This window comes from Albimonas sp. (genome assembly GCF_055129145.1).
Genome location: NZ_JBSRTQ010000014.1, coordinates 1 through 16,955, shown reverse-complemented (window position 1 = coordinate 16,955; position 16,955 = coordinate 1). Strand labels below are relative to the sequence as shown.

General features: G+C 69.2%; 18 protein-coding genes and 1 tRNA gene. 14 read left to right on the top strand and 5 right to left on the bottom strand.

The genetic code is table 11. The features are described 5' to 3' along the window. Positions 1-77: 77 nt before the first annotated feature. From ACTB72_RS04255 to ACTB72_RS04235, 5 genes are all read left to right on the top strand, one after another. Complete coding sequence (locus ACTB72_RS04255; protein ID WP_463035745.1) at positions 78-971, top strand: DUF7146 domain-containing protein; 894 nt, start codon at positions 78-80, stop codon at positions 969-971. Next, entirely contained in the window at positions 968-2,464 is a 1,497-nt protein-coding gene (locus tag ACTB72_RS04250) for a YfjI family protein (protein WP_463035744.1), read from the top strand. Before ACTB72_RS04255 ends, ACTB72_RS04250 begins: the two co-directional genes overlap by 4 nt. A 457-nt stretch (positions 2,465-2,921) precedes the next feature. Then, positions 2,922-3,527 (top strand): hypothetical protein, encoded by a 606-nt coding sequence (locus tag ACTB72_RS04245; protein ID WP_463035743.1) that lies wholly within the window; start codon positions 2,922-2,924, stop codon positions 3,525-3,527. Positions 3,528-3,851: 324 nt separating this feature from the next. Beyond that, complete coding sequence (locus ACTB72_RS04240; protein ID WP_463035742.1) at positions 3,852-6,728, top strand: class I SAM-dependent DNA methyltransferase; 2,877 nt, start codon at positions 3,852-3,854, stop codon at positions 6,726-6,728. Further along, a complete protein-coding gene (locus tag ACTB72_RS04235; RefSeq protein ID WP_463035741.1) occupies positions 6,725-7,498 on the top strand; it encodes a hypothetical protein in 774 nt (257 codons plus the stop codon). Before ACTB72_RS04240 ends, ACTB72_RS04235 begins: the two co-directional genes overlap by 4 nt. Before the next feature lie 101 nt (positions 7,499-7,599). Here ACTB72_RS04235 and ACTB72_RS04230 read toward each other — a convergent pair. After that, positions 7,600-7,676 (bottom strand) — tRNA-Arg (locus ACTB72_RS04230). Positions 7,677-7,889: 213 nt separating this feature from the next. On the opposite strand from ACTB72_RS04230, the gene purM reads away from it, so the two are divergent. The 4 genes from purM (at position 7,890) to ACTB72_RS04210 (ending at position 10,504) form a co-directional block, all read left to right on the top strand. Next, the gene (gene purM, locus ACTB72_RS04225; protein WP_463035740.1) at positions 7,890-8,933 is read left to right on the top strand and encodes a phosphoribosylformylglycinamidine cyclo-ligase; all 1,044 of its coding nucleotides are present in this window, start codon (positions 7,890-7,892) and stop codon (positions 8,931-8,933) included. After that, complete coding sequence (gene purN / locus ACTB72_RS04220) at positions 8,930-9,532, top strand: phosphoribosylglycinamide formyltransferase (RefSeq protein WP_463035739.1); 603 nt, start codon at positions 8,930-8,932, stop codon at positions 9,530-9,532. The genes purM and purN overlap by 4 nt, the downstream gene beginning before the upstream one ends. Before the next feature lies 1 nt (position 9,533). Then, on the top strand, positions 9,534-9,920 hold the full coding sequence (locus ACTB72_RS04215; RefSeq protein WP_463035738.1) for a TfoX/Sxy family DNA transformation protein: 387 nt from the start codon (positions 9,534-9,536) through the stop codon (positions 9,918-9,920). 203 nt (positions 9,921-10,123) lie between these two features. After that, positions 10,124-10,504, top strand: coding sequence for a rhodanese-like domain-containing protein (locus ACTB72_RS04210; RefSeq protein WP_463035737.1), 381 nt, complete (start codon positions 10,124-10,126; stop codon positions 10,502-10,504). 89 nt (positions 10,505-10,593) lie between these two features. Here ACTB72_RS04210 and ndk read toward each other — a convergent pair whose 3' ends face one another. Next, positions 10,594-11,016 carry a nucleoside-diphosphate kinase gene (gene ndk, locus ACTB72_RS04205; RefSeq protein WP_463035736.1) on the bottom strand — a complete coding sequence of 141 codons (423 nt, stop codon included), beginning with the start codon at positions 11,014-11,016 and terminating at the stop codon, positions 10,594-10,596. A gap of 110 nt (positions 11,017-11,126) precedes the next feature. On the opposite strand from ndk, the gene ACTB72_RS04200 reads away from it, so the two are divergent. Together ACTB72_RS04200 and ACTB72_RS04195 are read left to right on the top strand one after the other, a co-directional pair. Beyond that, on the top strand, positions 11,127-11,621 hold the full coding sequence (locus tag ACTB72_RS04200) for a DinB family protein (protein WP_463035735.1): 495 nt from the start codon (positions 11,127-11,129) through the stop codon (positions 11,619-11,621). After that, positions 11,618-12,106: a MaoC family dehydratase gene (locus ACTB72_RS04195; RefSeq protein WP_463035734.1), complete on the top strand. Its 489-nt coding sequence runs from the start codon at positions 11,618-11,620 to the stop codon at positions 12,104-12,106. The genes ACTB72_RS04200 and ACTB72_RS04195 overlap by 4 nt, the downstream gene beginning before the upstream one ends. A 158-nt stretch (positions 12,107-12,264) precedes the next feature. Here the strand turns inward: ACTB72_RS04195 and ACTB72_RS04190 are convergent, their stop codons facing one another. Beyond that, positions 12,265-12,627: a hypothetical protein gene (locus tag ACTB72_RS04190; RefSeq protein WP_463035733.1), complete on the bottom strand. Its 363-nt coding sequence runs from the start codon at positions 12,625-12,627 to the stop codon at positions 12,265-12,267. A 328-nt stretch (positions 12,628-12,955) separates the two neighbouring features. Between ACTB72_RS04190 and ACTB72_RS04185 the strand changes: the two genes are divergently transcribed. Together ACTB72_RS04185 and ACTB72_RS04180 are read left to right on the top strand one after the other, a co-directional pair. Further along, positions 12,956-14,836 carry an ABC-F family ATP-binding cassette domain-containing protein gene (locus tag ACTB72_RS04185; RefSeq protein ID WP_463035732.1) on the top strand — a complete coding sequence of 627 codons (1,881 nt, stop codon included), beginning with the start codon at positions 12,956-12,958 and terminating at the stop codon, positions 14,834-14,836. 86 nt (positions 14,837-14,922) lie between these two features. Further along, positions 14,923-15,177: a DUF7218 family protein gene (locus ACTB72_RS04180; protein ID WP_463035731.1), complete on the top strand. Its 255-nt coding sequence runs from the start codon at positions 14,923-14,925 to the stop codon at positions 15,175-15,177. 28 nt (positions 15,178-15,205) lie between these two features. Here ACTB72_RS04180 and ACTB72_RS04175 read toward each other — a convergent pair whose 3' ends face one another. Continuing rightward, positions 15,206-15,565, bottom strand: coding sequence for a cupin domain-containing protein (locus ACTB72_RS04175; protein WP_463035730.1), 360 nt, complete (start codon positions 15,563-15,565; stop codon positions 15,206-15,208). Positions 15,566-15,680: 115 nt separating this feature from the next. On the opposite strand from ACTB72_RS04175, the gene ACTB72_RS04170 reads away from it, so the two are divergent. Then, positions 15,681-16,274, top strand: coding sequence for a retropepsin-like aspartic protease family protein (locus tag ACTB72_RS04170; RefSeq protein ID WP_463035729.1), 594 nt, complete (start codon positions 15,681-15,683; stop codon positions 16,272-16,274). A 106-nt stretch (positions 16,275-16,380) separates the two neighbouring features. Here ACTB72_RS04170 and ACTB72_RS04165 read toward each other — a convergent pair whose 3' ends face one another. Further along, complete coding sequence (locus ACTB72_RS04165) at positions 16,381-16,842, bottom strand: DNA polymerase III subunit chi (RefSeq protein ID WP_463035728.1); 462 nt, start codon at positions 16,840-16,842, stop codon at positions 16,381-16,383. Between the last annotated feature and the right edge of the window lie 113 nt (positions 16,843-16,955).

The window sequence follows — 16,955 nt, the reverse complement described above, 5'->3', positions numbered from 1 at the left end:
CGGCTTCGCCTCCGCCATCCCATGCCCCCCAGCGTCGCCCGTGTGGTGGCGGCGCTCGTCTATGCGGAGGGCGCAAAATGAGCGATGCGGATAGCATCACGCGGGCGCTCGGGGGCCGTTGGTTCGGCGGGGCCTCGGGCTACGGGGTCGCCTTCTGTCCGGCCCATGACAACCGCCGGACGCCGGCCCTTACGCTCGCCAACGGGCGCGAAGGCCGGTTGCTCGCGTCCTGCAAGGCGGGTTGCGATTTCGGCGACGTGCTGGATGCGCTGCGGGGGCGCGGGCTCGTCTCGGGCGAGGGGCGGGCTTTCGAGCCGGACCCCGCGGCCGAGGCGCAGCGCGCGGCGCTGGAACGGGCGGACCGCGCCCGCCGGCTGAGGCAGGCGGAACAGGCGTGGGCCGAAGCCGGTCCGGCTGAGGGAACCTTGGCCGAGGCCTATCTGCGCGCGAGGGCCATACGCAGCCCGATCCCTGCGACGCTCCGCTTCGCGCCCCAGGCCTGGCACGGGGCGCCCGCGCGCCGCCTGCCGGCCATGGTCGCCGCGGTGGCGCTGGGCGAGGCCTTCGTGGGCGTGCATCGCACCTACCTGGCCGAGCCGGGTCGGAAGGCCTCCGTCGACCCGCAAAGGGCGATGCTCGGCCCGATCCGCGGCGGCGCGGTGCGGCTGGCAGAGGGCGTCGGGCCGCTGGTGGTGGCCGAGGGCATCGAAACCGCCCTGAGCCTGCGCGACGCGCTCGCCGACCTGCGCCCGAGCATCTGGGCGGGCCTGTCGACCTCGGGCGTCGCCTCCCTTCGCCTGCCGCGCGAACCGGGCGAGCTGGTGCTGGCGCCCGATGGCGACGACGCGGGCAGGACCGCGGCGGCGCGTCTCGCCCGCGCCGCGGTCTCCTATGGCTGGCGGGTCCGGGTCATGGACCCGCCAGGGCCGGGGCTCGACTGGAACGATGCGGCGCAGGAGGCGGCCCGATGAACGCGCGCGACGCCTTCGCGGGCGCGAACCCCATCCACCCCGACGCCCCGGCGCCCCTGATGCGCGAGCCCTCGCCCGCGGCCCCCTATCCGGTGCAGGCCCTCGGCCCGCTTCGTGAGGCCGCGGAGGCTGCGCAGGACGTGTCGCAGGCCCCTATGGCGCTCGCCGCGCAATCGGCGTTGGGCGTGGCGTCCCTCGCCGCGCAGGCGCTGGGCGACGTCGAGACGCTGACCGGCGGGGCCGCGCCCTGTTCCCTCTTCGCCCTGAGCATTGCGCAGTCGGGCGAGCGCAAGTCGACCTGCGACCGGCTGCTGATGCGCCCGGTTCACGACTACTCGCGCGAACTGGCCGACGGCTACGCGGACGCCCTGCCCTCCTACCGCAACCGGCTCGACGCCTGGCAGGCGGCGCGAGCGGCGATCTTGAAGACCGCAAAGACCGATCCCGAGGGGGCGCGGGCGGATCTTGAGGTTTTAGGTCCTGAGCCGGAAGGGCCGTTGCTGCCTTTCATCATCGCGACCGATCCGACCTATGAGGGGCTGACCAAGGCGCTCGCCCTGTCGCGGCCGGCGCTGGGCATCTTCTCGGATGAAGGCGGGGCCTTCATCGGCGGACATGGCATGTCGCAGGACAACCGCTTGAAGACCGTCGCGGGGTTGTCGGGCCTGTGGGACGCGACGCCGGTCAACCGGACCCGCGCGGGCGACGGGGTGGCGACGTTCTTCGGGCGGCGGCTCGCCTGTCACCTGATGGCGCAGCCGGTGGCGGCGGCGGGGTTGCTGGCCGACCCCATCGCCTCGGGCCAGGGGTTTTTGGCTAGGTTCCTGATCGTCGAGCCGTCTTCGGTGATCGGCACGCGCCTGCGCCATGGCCACGCGCCCGCCAGCGACGCGGCGCTCGACCACTGGGCGTCGCGGGTTGGCGACCTCCTGCGCCGCCCCCTGCCGCTCCGTGATGGCACGCGCAACGAACTGGACCTGCGCGTGGTCCGGCTGACACCCGAGGCCCGCGCCTTGCTCCAAGCCTTCGCCGACGACGTGGAGCGGGCGCAGGCCGTGGGCGGCGACCTCGAAGCGGTCCGGCCCTTCGCCTCCAAGGCGGCGGAACACGCGGCGCGGCTGGCGGGCGTCCTGACGCTCTTCGGCGATCCCGAGGCGCGCGAGGTCGGGGCCGGGATCATGGCCGACGCGATCACGCTCGCCGACTTCTATCTCGGCGAGGCGGCCCGCCTTTCGGAAGGGGCCGCGGTCTCGGCCGAGGTGCGCGAGGCGGAGTCGCTGCGCCGCTGGCTGGCGGAGCGGTGGCCCGAGCCCTGCGTCTCGCCTTCCGACGTCGCGCAGTATGGCCCGCCGGCACTGAGGGACGCCCCCAAGGCGCGCAAGCTGCTGCGGTTCCTGGCGGGCTTCGGTCATCTGGCCGAGTTGCCCGACGGGGCCGAGATCCGGGGCGCCCGCCGGCGCGAGGCCTGGCGGATCGTCAGGGGGCCCGGCTGATGGCCTTTCTTTTCGACGCCCAAGCCGCGCTCGCCCGGATGCGAAACGCGGACGCGGCCCCTGCTACACCGGCTAAAGCTGCTATCGAATACGAGGCGCGAGGGCCGACTTTAGCAACTATCGCAGGAATAGCAGGGGCCGAGTGCGGAAATGCGCCGCCGCCAAAGGCCCGCCCGCCTGACCGCGACCGCTTCGAGGAAACCGCGGCCCTTCTCGAATTCGACCAAGGCTTGAGCCGTGATGCCGCGGAACAGGCCGCGGCCGAGGAACAGGGTTTTTCGTCCGCGCCCGCGTTGCTGACCGTCGCGGGGGCGGGGGGCCTCGGATCGTCAGAAGGTCAGGACTGCGGACCGGCGGGGGATCGTAAATCGCCACGTCCACAGTTTGAGACCTGGCCGGCGAGGTAGGAGGCCGCGCGCGGTTCCCGAATGATTTCGGAAAATCGGAGAATGAGCCCATGACCCGAGGACGCCCGGAGACCCGCGCCAAGGTTGAGGAATATCGAAGGATCGGCGCAGGCGCGTTCGCAAGGGCCGGGCTCTTCGCGCCGGGGGCCTGGAAGGGCAATTGGCAATGGACCTCGGAGGGCCGGCGGGTCGCCACGATAGACGTCTACGCCACGCGGCTGCGTGTCCGTCTCGACTACCGCCAGCGCTTCGGCGGCGGCGAGTGGCAGGACATGACCTCGACGGTTCAAGTCGATTGGACCGCCTGCGGCTATGGAGGCGAGCGCGCGTGGTTCCTCTGTCCCGCCTGCGGCTCGCGCTGCGCCCATGTCTACCTCGCCCAGCCCGGCCCCTGCTGTCGCCGCTGCGCCGGCCTCGCCTACCGCACGCAGGCCGAGGACCGGCTCGGCCGCGCCATCACTCGTCGAGACAAGGCCTTTCGCCGGCTTGGCGGCGAGACGCCGTGGCAGGCGCTTTCGGCCAAGCGGCCGGCGGGCCTGCACCACAAGACATGGAAGCGCTGGCGGGCGGCGGCATGGGACGCGGAGATAGAAGCGGACCGCTTGCTTGATGAGGCCTTGTCCCGGCTCGCGCGACGCCTCGCTGCGTCTCGATAGCCGATCAGCCTGCCGGGTCCTCGCCCGCCGCAGGCGGGAACGTGCAGCATGTCCGCGAACCGTACCGGAGAACCACCCGTTCCCGCGTTCCTGAAGGCAGCCCATTGCCCGCCCGCCCCGCTGCGGGTCCTTCCGGGAAAATCAGCATGCGGGCAATTTGGACCACGACGGCTCGCCCCATCCGAATCCGAAAAGGGGTTAACGAGCCGAGGCCGCGCCCCGCGTCGGCGCGAGACGAAACGCCGTCGTGAGATCGTCCGCGATTGACCCTCCGCGGGGCGGGTGCTCTTGATTGTCGCCCAAATTGATAGAGAGCGTGCCCGAGTGACCCCCGATCAATTCATCACCAAATGGCGCGCCTCCCCAAAGGACGAACGCCGCGATTCCCAACCGCATTTCCTCGACCTCTGCCGCCTTCTCGAAATCGAGGACCCCGCGACCGCCGACCCGAACCACGAATGGTTCACCTTCGAGCGCGGGGCCAACAAGACCTCCGGCGGCTCAGGCTGGGCCGACGTATGGCGGCGCGGTTGCTTCGGCTGGGAATACAAGGGCGTCGGCAAGGACCTCGACGGCGCTTATCGACAGTTGCTGAACTACTCCGTCGCGCTCGACAATCCGCCGCTGCTGATCGTCTCCGACATGGCGCGCTTCCGCATCCATACCAACTGGACCAACACGGTTCAGGAGAAGCACGAATTCGCCCTTGACGCCCTCGCCGACGCCAAATGGCGCGACCTGCTGCGCAATTGTTTCCTCGCCCCCGATGAACTGAAACCGAAAAAGACCCGCCAGGCCCTGACCGAAGAGGCCGCGACCAAATTCGCCGACCTCGCCCTGCGGCTCCGCGCCCGCGGACATGACGCGCAGTCGGTGGCGCATTTCGTCAACCGCATGGTGTTCTGCATGTTCGCCGAGGACGTGCGTCTGCTGCCGAACCATATGTTCCGCCGCATGATCGAAGCGTCCGTCGCCGCCCCCGACGAATTCCACGAACTGGCGACCTCGCTCTTCGAGCTGATGGCCAAGGGCGGCCGCTGGGGGATGGAAAAGGTCGAGTGGTTCAACGGCGGGCTCTTCGACGACGACGTCGCCTTCCCGCTCACCCGCGACGACCTGCGCGACGTGCTGGCGGCGGCGAAGCTGGATTGGTCCGACGTGGACCCGTCGATCATGGGGACCTTGTTCGAGCGCGGGCTCGACCCCGACAAACGCTCGCAACTCGGCGCCCACTACACCGACCGCGACAAGATCATGCAGATCGTCAACCCGGTGATCGTCGAGCCGCTGACCGCCGAGTGGACCGCCGCCAAAACCCGGATCGAGGACGCGCTCGCCCGCGAGAAATCCGCCAGATCCCCCGCCGCCGCCACCCGCGCCCATAACGAGGGCCTGCGCATCTTCGCGGAATTCGGCGAGCGGCTGCGCGGGTTCCGCGTGCTCGACCCCGCCTGCGGTTCGGGGAACTTTCTTTATCTGTCGCTGCTCGCGCTCAAGGACCTCGAGCATCTGGTGAACCTGGAGGGCGAGGCGCTGGGGTTCGGAAAGGGTTTTCCGACGGTCGGGCCGGAGGCGGTGAAGGGCATAGAGCTGAACCCCTACGCGGCGGAGCTGGCCCGCGTCTCCGTCTGGATCGGCGAGATTCAATGGATGCGGCGCAACGGCTTTGAAGCGGCGAAGAACCCGATCCTGAAGCCCTTGCAGACGATTGAGTGTCGGGACGCGGTTTTGAACGAGGATGGCACGCGGGCGGAGTGGCCTGCGGCCGACGTGGTTGTTGGGAACCCGCCGTTCCTCGGCACTAAGCGAATGTATGACGTATTGGGAGAGAGCTATTCAAAGAGTCTGCGCGACGCATACAAAGGAGATATCTCACCATTCTCGGATTTGGTGTGTTGGTGGTTTTACAAAGCCGGCGAACTGGTGCGAGCTGAAAGCTTAGAGCGAGCTGGCCTCGTCTCGACGAACTCAATTCGTGGCGGGAAAAATCGTGGCGTTCTTGACACGATATCAGAGACTTGTGAGATCTTTAATGCTCACTCAGACGATCCATGGATTCAGGATGGCGCGTCGGTTCGTGTTTCACTGATTTCATTTAGATCCCGCTCTCAAGCGGGCCCTATTCATCTAAACGGCATCGAATTTTCCGGTATCCTTTCAAATTTGACCGCCCGATCTAGTGATCCTGCCAACGACATCACAAAGTCAGTTAAACTAGCTTCCAACCGAAAAATTGGATTCGTTGGCACTGTGAAAGCCGGCAGCTTTGACATTGAAGGCAGAGCAGCACGAGCAATGCTTGTCTATAAGGGCAATCCAAATAACCGCCCAAATTCGGATGTGTTATTTCCGTATTCGAATGGTTTAGACATTGTTCGTCGCTCAAGAGACCAATGGGTTATCGATTTTGGGATAGATACTCCACTAGACGTCGCAACTCTATACGAGTCTCCGTTCGAGCACGTTAGAGAGCACGTCAAACCTAAGAGAGATTTTGTAAAGCGAGCAAAATATCGAGAAAATTGGTGGCTATTTGCTGAACCGTGCGCTGGAATGCGCAGGGCGCTAAGTGAATTAGATCGCTACGTCGCGACACCTGTTGTTGCCAAACATCGAATTTTTGTTTTTCTTAGCGCTAGATACAATCCCGATCATCAGCTTATAGCTATCGCACGCGATGACGATACGACCTTCGGCATCCTGCATTCCCGCTTCCACGAACTATGGTCGTTGCGAATGTGCACCTATCTCGGGATGGGCAACGACCCGCGCTATACCCCCTCCACAACCTTCGAGACCTTCCCCTTCCCCGAAGGCCTCACCCCCGACATTCCCGCCGCCGACTACGCCGACGACCCGCGCGCCCAGAAGATCGCCGCTGCCGCCGCGCGGCTCAACGAATTGCGCGAAAACTGGCTCAACCCGCCCGACCTGGTGCGGCGCGAACCCGAGGTGGTTCCGGGCTATCCCGACCGCATCCTTCCCGTCGACGACGCCGCCGCCGCGGTCCTGAAAAAGCGCACGCTCACCAACCTCTACAACGCCCGCCCCGCCTGGCTCGCCCACGCCCACGCCACGCTCGACGAAGCGGTGGCCGAGGCCTACGGCTGGGGCGACGACTGGCGCGCGGGGCTGCTGACCGAAGACGAGATCCTCGCCCGCCTGTTCCGGCTCAATCAGGAACGCGCGGCGACGCAATGATCCCGACGCCGCCCGATCCGCCGGTTCTCGACCGGGTGTTCCGGGCGCAGTTGAAAGCCTTCGTCACCGGCCTCGACCTCTCGCCCGTCCCCGACGTGCAGGATTTCCGGGCCGGGGCGCTGGCGATGATCGCGACCTTCGCGCCCGAGGCGCTGAGGATCGCGACGATCAGGCTGCTTTCGCAAACCTTGGTGGAACTGCGCGGCGGACCGAATTTTCTCGCCGACGATTGGTTCAAGGTCCCGTATCTCGCCGCCGCGGACGCCAACCTGTTCGGCTATGGCGAAGGCATGGGGCTTTGGGCGCGCAACCTCAGTCACGGGACCGCGTCGATCCGCGAAGCGCTTTATGCGCCGCTCGGGCTGGCGATCCGGCGAATGGACGTGTTCGAAAGCGGATTCGTGAACGCGATGCGCTGGAACTTCGAAATTCGCCACGGCGGGAACCAAGCCGGCATCTGCCTGTTGCTCGCGTCCCAGGCCTCCGAGGCCCGGAAGCGCGAGGCGCTGCGCCTGTGGCGGGACGTGGCCGGCGATCCCTCCGACCTCGCCGCGCTGGATGCGGCGGCGCGGGGCGCGCCGGTGCGGAATGATCTGATGCTTGTCGACTATCTCGACGTGAGCCTTCACCTGGCGCAGGCGATTGCGGAGGCGAGCGACATTCCCGACGGCGCGACTCGCGATGCGCCGTTGCTGGCCCGGATGATCCCGGACCTTGGCCGACGGGCGCGCCGTCACCCGCTGTTCTCCCCGACGATTTCATTGGTTTGAGGCCCGGAGTCGCGCAGGGTTTGCGGACCCCCAGCGGACCCCCAGCGAAAAGCGGCGAAAAACTTCGCGTGAAGAAAGCCCCGCAAGCCTTTGAATTTAAATGGCGACCCCTCCAGGAATCGAACCCGGAACCTGCGGATTAGAAGTCCGCTGCTCTATCCAGTTGAGCTAAGGGGCCGCGGCGCGCGGGCGCAGGTCGGGGTTTAGCCGGGGCGCGGGCGCGGGGTCAACGGGGAGCGGGCGAGGGGAACGGACGGGCTGCGACGGCCGCGCGAAGACCCATCGCCGCGCGGACCGGCTTCCCCTGCCCCTTCGCCCGCGATAAAGGAGGCGCGAAACCGCCCGCACGCCCCGCGCCCCAATCCGCTCGACGCCGATCCGAGGAACCGCCATGACCCGCCGCAACGGCCTGACCTATCGCGACGCCGGCGTGGATATCGACGCTGGAAACGACCTGGTGAAGCGCATCGGCCCGGCCGCCGCGCGCACCCGGCGCCCCGGCGTCGCCGACGCCTTGGGCGGGTTCGGGGGGCTCTTCGATCTGAAGGCCGCCGGCTATTCGGACCCGGTGCTGGTCGCGGCCACCGACGGGGTCGGCACCAAGCTGCGGGTCGCCATCGACACCGGGCTGCTGGACGGCGTGGGTATCGACCTCGTCGCCATGTGCGTCAACGATCTGATCTGCCAGGGGGCCGAGCCGCTCCTGTTCCTCGATTATTTCGCCACCGGCAAGCTCTCGGTCGACGAGGGGGCGCGGGTGGTCGAGGGCGTGGCCGAGGGCTGCCTGCGCGCCGGTTGCGCCCTGATCGGGGGCGAGACCGCCGAGATGCCGGGGATGTATGCGAAGGGCGACTTCGACCTCGCCGGTTTCGCGGTCGGCGCGGCGGAACGGGGGACCACCCTGCCCGTGGCCTGCGAGGCGGGCGACGTGGTGCTGGGGCTGGCATCCGACGGGGTGCATTCCAACGGGTTTTCGCTGGTCCGCCGGGTGGCGGAGGCGGCGGGGCTGGACTGGGCGTCTCCGTCCCCGTTCGGCGAGGGCTCCTTGGGCGAGGGCCTGCTGGTCCCGACGCGGATCTACGTGAAACCGGCGCTGGCGGCGATCCGGGGGGGGGGCGTGCGCGCGCTCGCCCATATCACCGGCGGCGGGCTGACCGAGAATCTGCCGCGGGTGCTGCCCGAGGGGTTGGGCGCCGAGATCGACCTCGGCGCCTGGACCCTGCCGCCGGTCTTCGCCTGGCTGCGCGATGCGGGCGGGCTCGACGAGGCGGAGCTGCTGCGCGTCTTCAACTGCGGCATCGGCCTTTGCGTGGTGGTCGAGGCCGGGGCGGCTGAGACGGTCGTCTCAAGCCTGACCGAGGCCGGGGAGACGGTGTTCCGGCTCGGAACCGTCATCGAGGGCGAGGGCGTCGCCTACCGGGGCCGGCTGGCGTGAGCGCGAAGCGGCGCGTCGCGATCCTGATCTCGGGGGGCGGGTCGAACATGCTGGCCCTGCTCGACGAGATGGCGAAGCCAGGGTCTCCGGCGGAAGCCGCGCTGGTCATGTCCAACGATCCTGACGCGGGGGGGCTTTCGAAAGCCGCGGCGCGGGGCATCCGGGTGGCGGCGGTCCCGCATCGGCCGTTCAAGGGCGACCGGGCGGCGCATGAGGCGGCGCTGATGGCGGAGCTGGAGGCGGCGGGGGCGGATCTGGTCTGCCTTGCCGGCTATATGCGGATCCTGACCGCGGGTTTCACGGGCGCCTGGGCGGGGCGGATGCTGAACATCCACCCCTCGCTCCTGCCCAAATACACCGGGCTGCATACCCATGCCCGCGCGCTGGAAGCCGGCGACGCGGAGCATGGCTGCACGGTGCACGAAGTGACGGCGGCGCTGGACGACGGGCCGATCCTCGGCCAGGCGCGGGTGAAGGTGGCGCCGGGGGATACGCCCGAGACGCTCGCCGCGCGGGTTCTGACGCAGGAGCATCGCTTGTATCCCGCCGTGCTGACGCGTTTCGCGGCCGGAGACCGCACGCCGGTGTTCCTGGACTGAGATGGGCGAGCCGGTCGCCTCGATCCGCAATCTCGGGCCCAAGACCGCGGAGATCTGCGCCAGGGCCGGCATTCCGGATGCGGAGACGCTGCGGGCGCTGGGGCCGGACGAGGGCTACAAGCGGATGCTGCTGGCAGGCGCCTCCCCGCATTTCGCGATGTTCTGGGCCCTGGTTCTGGGGCTGCAGGGGCGGCCGTGGAACGACATCACCCCGACCGAGAAGAAGGACCTGCGCAAACGCTTCACCGCGGTCAAGCGCAGCCTGCGCGAGGCGGAGAAACGCCGAAAAGCCAAGGAACCGACCGACGGGCTCAGCGATGACGAGGCCTGGCTGAAGCTGGAGACGGCATTGGATGCCCTGGGCGTGCGCGCGGTCCCGGAAGCCTGAGCCCGGCCCCCGGCGAGGGGAGCCGCGCGACGACGGGGGCGCGGGCTGTTCCGGCCCGCCCGCGCGGCGGGGTGACGGGGGCGCGGGCTGCGACGTCTCCCGGGCCCGGCCGGGGCTCGCCCCTTGCTCCGCGAGGCGGAACGCATAGGTTCGGAGGGTCGGCGGCGCCCGATCCTCTGCGCCCGCCCTGTCGGGAGAAACCCATGTCCACCTCGCTCAAGCAGATGATGGAGGCGGCCAACGCCGTCGCTCCGCGGATCACCTTCGCGGAGGCGCGCGCGCTGATCGAGACCGAAGGCGCGCTGTTGGTCGATGTGCGCGATGCGGCCGAGGTCGCGGCCACGGGCAAGGCGCCGGGCGCGGTGAACGTGCCGCGCGCCTTGCTGGAATTCCGCGCCGATCCCGAGAGCCCGTCCCATGTGGAGGGGTTCGACAAGGACCGCACGGTGATCGTCTATTGCGCCTCGGGCGGGCGATCCGCGCTGGCGGGGCGGACCCTGTCGGAGATGGGATTCGAGAAAATCCGCAATCTCGGCGGGTTCAAGGATTGGGTCGAGGGCGGCGGCGAGGTCGAGAAGGCCTGAGACGTCCCGAGGCCCGGACATGAAAAACCCCCGCGCGACTTCTCGTGCGGGGGTTTTCGTCTCAAAGCGCCCGGAGGCCAGGGCCGAAATCAGCCGACCAGCTCGAGGCCGGAGAAGAAGAAGGCGATCTCGATGGCGGCGTTCTCGGCCGAATCGGAACCGTGGACCGAGTTCTCGCCGATCGAGAGCGCGAAGGCCTTGCGAACGGTGCCCTCGGCGGCTTCGGCGGGGTTGGTGGCGCCCATCACTTCGCGGTTCTTCGCGACGGCGTTCTCGCCCTTGAGCACCTGCACGACGACGGGGCCCGACGCCATGAACTCGCAGAGCTCGCCGTAGAACGGGCGCTCGGCGTGGACTTCGTAGAATTTGCCGGCCTGGGCGGGCGTCAGGTGGATGCGCTTGGAGGCGACGATCCGCAGACCGGCGTCCTCGAACATCTTGGCGACGGCGCCGGTGAGGTTGCGGGCGGTGGCGTCCGGCTTGATGATGGACAGCGTGAGTTCGACGGCCATGGTCCGGTCCTCTCGAGATCGGGAATGTCAGGTTCGGTCGTCCGGGCGGCGCGGGGCCGCGGTCTCCGGGCGGGTAAGGCGCGCGCCCGATAGCACGGGATGGGAGAGGCATGAAAGCGCATTTCGAGAAACTGGCCGGATACAACGCCTGGGCCAATCGTCGCCTCTACCGCGCGGCGGGCGCCCTGCCCGACGCGGCGCGGCGCCGCGATGAGGGCGCGTTCTTCGGATCGCTGCATGCGACGCTCAATCATCTGCTGGTCACCGACGTGATCTGGCTCGCCCGGCTGCGGTCGATCCAGGGGCCGTCCTGGGGGCTCGACCATATCGCGCATGACGATTTCGACGATCTTCGCGCCGCGCGCGAGGCGTTGGACGACGACCTGGTGCGATATGTGCGCGACGAGTGCGACCCGGCCGGGTCCATCGCCTATCGCCGCGTGACCACCCCCGAGCCCTTCGTGCAGCCGGTGGCCGAGGCGCTGGCGCATCTGTTCAACCACCAGACCCACCACAGGGGGCAATGCCACATGCTGCTGACCCGACTGGCCGGGAAAGCCCCCGAGCTCGACCTGCTGTTCTTCCAGCGCGGGGCCCCGGCATGACCGGGCCCGCCCCGATCCGCCCGCCGGTGTGGTTCGAAGACCTGGTCCCCGGGGCCGAGGTGCGCACCGACGGGGCGACGATCACGGAGGCCTCGATCCTCGATTTCGCCGCGCGCTGGGATCCGCAGCCGTTCCATCTCGACGTGGAAGCGGCCAAGGGCTCGATCTTCGGCGGTCTGATCGCCTCGGGCTTCCAGACCATGCTGACCGCGTTCCGGCTGCTGCATGCGGAGAAGGTGATGAACCCGGCCTCCCAGGGCTCGCCGGGGATGGAACGCTTGCGCTGGCTGGCGCCGGTGCGGCCGGGCGACACCATCCGGATGGTGGCGACGGTGCTGGAGGCGCGGATCTCGGCCTCGCGCTCGCAGCTGGGGATCGTGCGCTGGCATTACAGCGTGCTGAACCAGCGCGACGAGCCGGTGATGGACTGGACCTCGTCGGTGCTCCACCTGCGCGCGCCGGAGCACCGGCCGAAGCCGGGCTGATTTCGCGGGCCGGCCTGCGACGGGACGCGACGCGGACGACGGGTCGGGGTCGCGTCCCCGCCGTCCCTGCGGCGCACCTGGGGGGCGCGCCGTTTACGCAAATCCTGGGCGGTCGCCTGCCGCGCCGCGTTCCGGGCGGCCTGGTCAAGGGACCGGGTTCAGGTTCGGGTGAGGCCGGGTTCCCGGAGCGTGAAGCGCGGCTTGAAATGCGTGATGTTGTGATCGTCGTCGACGCGGTGGCCGGATGCGCCGCGGTCACGCATTTCCGCCGCGGCTTGCGGCGCGCCCGCCTCGTCGGCCCATCGCGCCGCGGCGCGGGCGCGCCGGATCTCTCCGGCGAGTTCCTCGCAATCGCAGATCAGGTCGGACAGGGCCCGCTGCGCGCGCGTCATGTCGGCGGCGGAGGACGAGAGTTGCGCCATATCGGCGAGAAACGCCGCGATCTGGCCGGCGACGAGGCCGGCGGTGGCGATCGCATCTTCCGGCGGCAGGCGATAGACGCCGTCGAGGGCGTCGAACACCGCGGTCTCGAGCGTTTCGCGACAACACTCGGCGTGTTCGTCTGGTCGTTGGTTTCCGTTCAAGGCCCCGTTCCCCCTGGGCTGCGAACTTGCGACGTACGCGAACTTTATGCGACCGAATGTAGCAATCCCCTGACCGTTGGCAAGTTAGCATGAACTCAACGTGATCGAAAAGTTGCATGTTGCATCGCAAACGCCCCTAGCGCCGGTTTCGAACCGGGACGGACGCGCCTGCACGCGCGGCTTTCTCCGGGGAAGCGCAAGGATTCGCACCGAGCGGCGCCGCAGCCGCTTCCCTCTTGCGCTGCGCTGCGGTATCGCCCGGCGCATGATCACGCTGCGCGACATAGACTTCTCCATCGCCGGACGGCCGCTGCTCGTCGGCGCCTCCGCGGTGATTCCGCAAGGCCGCAAGGTCGGCGTCGTGGGCCGCAACGGCACGGGCAAGACCACGCTGTTCCGCCTGATCCGGGGCGAGCTTTCGCCCGACGGCGGGTCCATCGACGTGCAGCCCGGGCTGCGCCTCGGCGGCGTGGCGCAGGAGGCGCCGGGGACCGAGGACAGCCTGCTCGACACCGTGCTGATGGCGGACGAGGAGCGCGCGGCGCTGCTGGCCGAATCCGCCTCCACCACCGACCCGGTGCGCATCGCCGAAGCGCAGGAGCGGCTGGCCGCCATCGACAGCCACACCGCGGAGGCGCGGGCCTCCAACATCCTGCGGGGCCTCGGCTTCGATGCCGAGGCGCAGGCGCGCCCCTGTTCGGAATATTCCGGCGGGTGGCGGATGCGGGTGGCGCTGGCGGCGGTGCTGTTCTCGCGCCCCGACATCCTGCTGCTCGACGAGCCGACCAACTATCTCGACCTCGAAGGCTCGATCTGGCTGGAGAACTTTCTGGCCACCTGCCCGGCGACGGTGCTGGTGATTTCGCATGACCGCGGGCTTCTGAACCGGGCCGTGAACCACATCCTGCATCTGGATCGCAAGAAGCTGACGCTTTACGGCGGCGGCTACGACCAGTTCGAGGAAGTGCGCCGCCTGAAGATGGAGCAGACCCAGTCGGCCGCCGAGAAGCGGGCGAAGGCGCGCGCGCATATGCAGAGCTTCGTGGACCGGTTCCGCGCCAAGGCCTCGAAGGCCAAGCAGGCGCAGAGCCGGATCAAGATGCTGGAGAAGATGCAGCCGATCGACTTCCAGGCCGATTCGGAGGTGGCGCCGTTCTCCTTCCCCTCCCCGGCCGAACTGCCGCCCCCCCTGATGCAGGCCGAGGGCGTGGATCTGGGCTATGACGGGCGCGCGGTGCTGAAGAACCTGTCGTTCCGCATCGATCAGGATGACCGCATCGCGTTGCTGGGCGCCAACGGTCAGGGCAAGTCGACGCTCGCGAAACTGATCTCCGGCCGGCTGCCGCCGATGGATGGCGGCTGGCGGGTGTCGCCGCGGATGAAGGTCGGCTTCTTCGCCCAGCATCAGCTCGACGAGCTGATCGAGGGCGAGAACCCGATCCAGCACCTGATGCGCCACCGCCCCGACACGCCGCAGGCGAAGATCCGCGCGCTGCTGGCCGCGGGCGGGATCGGGGCGGACATCGCCTCGAACCCGGTCGAGAAGCTTTCGGGCGGGCAGAAGGCGCGGCTGCTGATGCTGCTGGCCGCGCGCGATGCGCCGCATACGCTGGTGCTCGACGAGCCGACCAACCATCTCGACATCGAAAGCCGCGAGGCGCTGGCCATGGCGCTGGCCGAGTATGAGGGGGCGGTGATCCTGATCAGCCACGACCCGCACTTGGTCGAGGCGGTCGCGGACCGGCTGTGGCTGGTCAAGGACGGCGGCGTGCAGCCCTTCGACGGGGACATGGAGGACTATCGCCGCCTGCTGCTGTCCGAGCGCGGCGGCGGCGGGCGGCTCGCCTCGCAGTCCGAGAAGGGCAAGACCAAGGCCGGCAAGCGCACCCAGACCGAGACCCGCAAGATCCTCGCGCCGCTGCGCGCCGAGGTGACCAAATGCGAGGAGCGGATGGCGAAGCTGGAGGGGATGCGCGCCCAGATCGACGCGATCCTGATGGCGCCGGACTATTATCAGAAGACCGCCAAGGGCAAGGCCGAGGCGCTGCAGAAGAAGCGCGCCGAGGTCGAGGCCGCGCTGGAGCGGGCCGAGGCGCTTTGGCTCGCGGCCCAGGAGAAGCTGGAGACGGAATCGGCGGATATGTGAGCCGGTCCGGGGCCGCCCCCTGTGCGGCGGCCCCGGAGGCGCTAGGTTTTTCCTCCGGGGGGCGTTCCGGACCGGAGGATCGCGTGATGAGCCGCGACAGAATCAAGAACCCAGACACCTACGAAGCCCTGCGCCGCGACGGGGCGAGCAAATCGAAGGCCGCGCGGATCGCCAATGCGCAGGCCGACCCGGATCGCCACCCGTCCGCCAAGGGCGGCGAGGCGGCCCCCTACGAAGAGCGGACCGTCGCCGACCTGCGCAAGCGCGCCGCCGAAATCGGCATCGAGGGCCGCAGCAAAATGCGCAAGGCCGAGCTGATCGAGGCGCTGCGCGGCAGCTGATTGAGCCCCCCACGTCCCACCCGCCCGGTCAGGCCGCCGCCACGGCGTCCAGCCCGGTGGTCTGCGAGGGCGGCGCGAAGACGTCGATGACCACGCTGTCCTCGAGCGCCTCGCCCCTGTGCACCACGTCGCCGGGAATGCGCAGCACCTCGCCGGGGACCAGCACGTAGTCGAGCGCCGAGGCGCCCTCGCCCAGCCGCAGGATCAGACGGCCCGAGAGGACCAGGGTGAACTGCTCGTTGGCATGGGAATGCGAGGGGATCTCGGCCCCCTTCTCCACCACCGCGTGCTGGATCATCGCCTGATCGCCCATCACCCGGCGCAGCGCGACGCCCGGCACGGGGGCGACCGGATCCAGTTCTTCGAACACGGTCTTCAGGTCGGTCATCGCGCATCCTCCCGGCGGTTTCTTCGGACCGACGATGGGCGGCGCGGCGGCCTGCGGCAAGAGCGTTGCGCGCCCGCCTCTTGCCCGGGGTCCGGATCGGACGACATGTAGGCCCATGTTCGAAAGCCTCTCCTCCGACGCCGTGACCCGGCTGGTCTATCTCGCGCTGCTCGGCGTCGCGGTGATCGCGGGCGTGGGGGCGGCTTATCGCGGGCGCGGGTCCTCGGGCCTGCGCGACGCGATGGTCTGGGGGCTGATCTTCCTCGGCTTCGTCGCGGCCTACGGGCTGCGCGACGACATCTCGGGCGCGCTGTCGCCGCAGATGGCGGCGGTGAGCGATGCGGGGGATCTGGTGGTCAGGCGCGGGCCGGACGGGCATTTCCATGTGCAGGCGCAGGTCAACGGGGCCGAGGTCAGCTTTCTGGTCGACACCGGGGCGAGCGGCGTGGTGCTGAGCGCCGAGGATGCGCGCCGGGCGGGCTACGACCCGGATGCGCTGGCCTTCACCGGGCGGGCGCGCACCGCCAACGGCGAAGTGCGGCTGGCGCCGGTGCGGCTCGACCGGATCTCGCTCGGGCCGATCACGGCGGTGGGGACGCGGGCCGCGGTCAGCGAGGGACAGCTGTTCTCGTCGCTGCTGGGGATGAGTTTTCTGGACCGCTTCGCCCGGGTGACGGTCGAAGGCGACCGGATGATCCTGACGCCCTGAGCCAGACCCCGCGGACGGGAGCGCGCCCTGCCCCGTCGCGGCGGCCGGGCCGCTGCGCCATGGCGCGCGGGGACCGTGGCCGCTTGGGGCGACGGGCGCCGGGCTGTCAGCCGCTCTCGGCCTTCTTCACCCATTTGCCGTCCGCCTGCGCCCAGTAGACGGCGCGGACCCCGCCGGCGACCGTCTCCCGCCACAGCGCGCGAGCCTGGTCGAGCCGCGGCTTGTCGGCCCCGTCGAAGATCACGATCACCCGCTCGAAGCCCTGCATCTCCGCCGGGGCGGCCGCGGCCCCGTCGACCAGCATCAGCACGGCGGCGCCGTTCGGGGATTCGGGCCCGGCGGTGATGTAGATCGCCTGGCCAGCCGGATCGCCGTCGGCGGCGGTCCCGTGGGGGAGGAACGACTCCTCGCGCCAGGTCCACAGCAGCCGGTCGAGCGTCGCGACCATCGGCCCCGAGCCGCAACGCGCCAGCACCCGCCAGCCCCGCCCGAGGCATTTTTCGATGAGGTCGGGGGCCGTCGCCTCCAGCGAGCCGTCGGTGAGGTGGTAGAACCAGGCCTCGGCCATGCGCGCGCGATCCTTCGGGTGGGGTGGGGGCGGGTTAGGTCGGGTGTGCAGACTGCGCTGACGGCCGGGCGGCGTCGAGCCCTGTCCGCCGGCGCCCCGCAGCGACCCGAAGG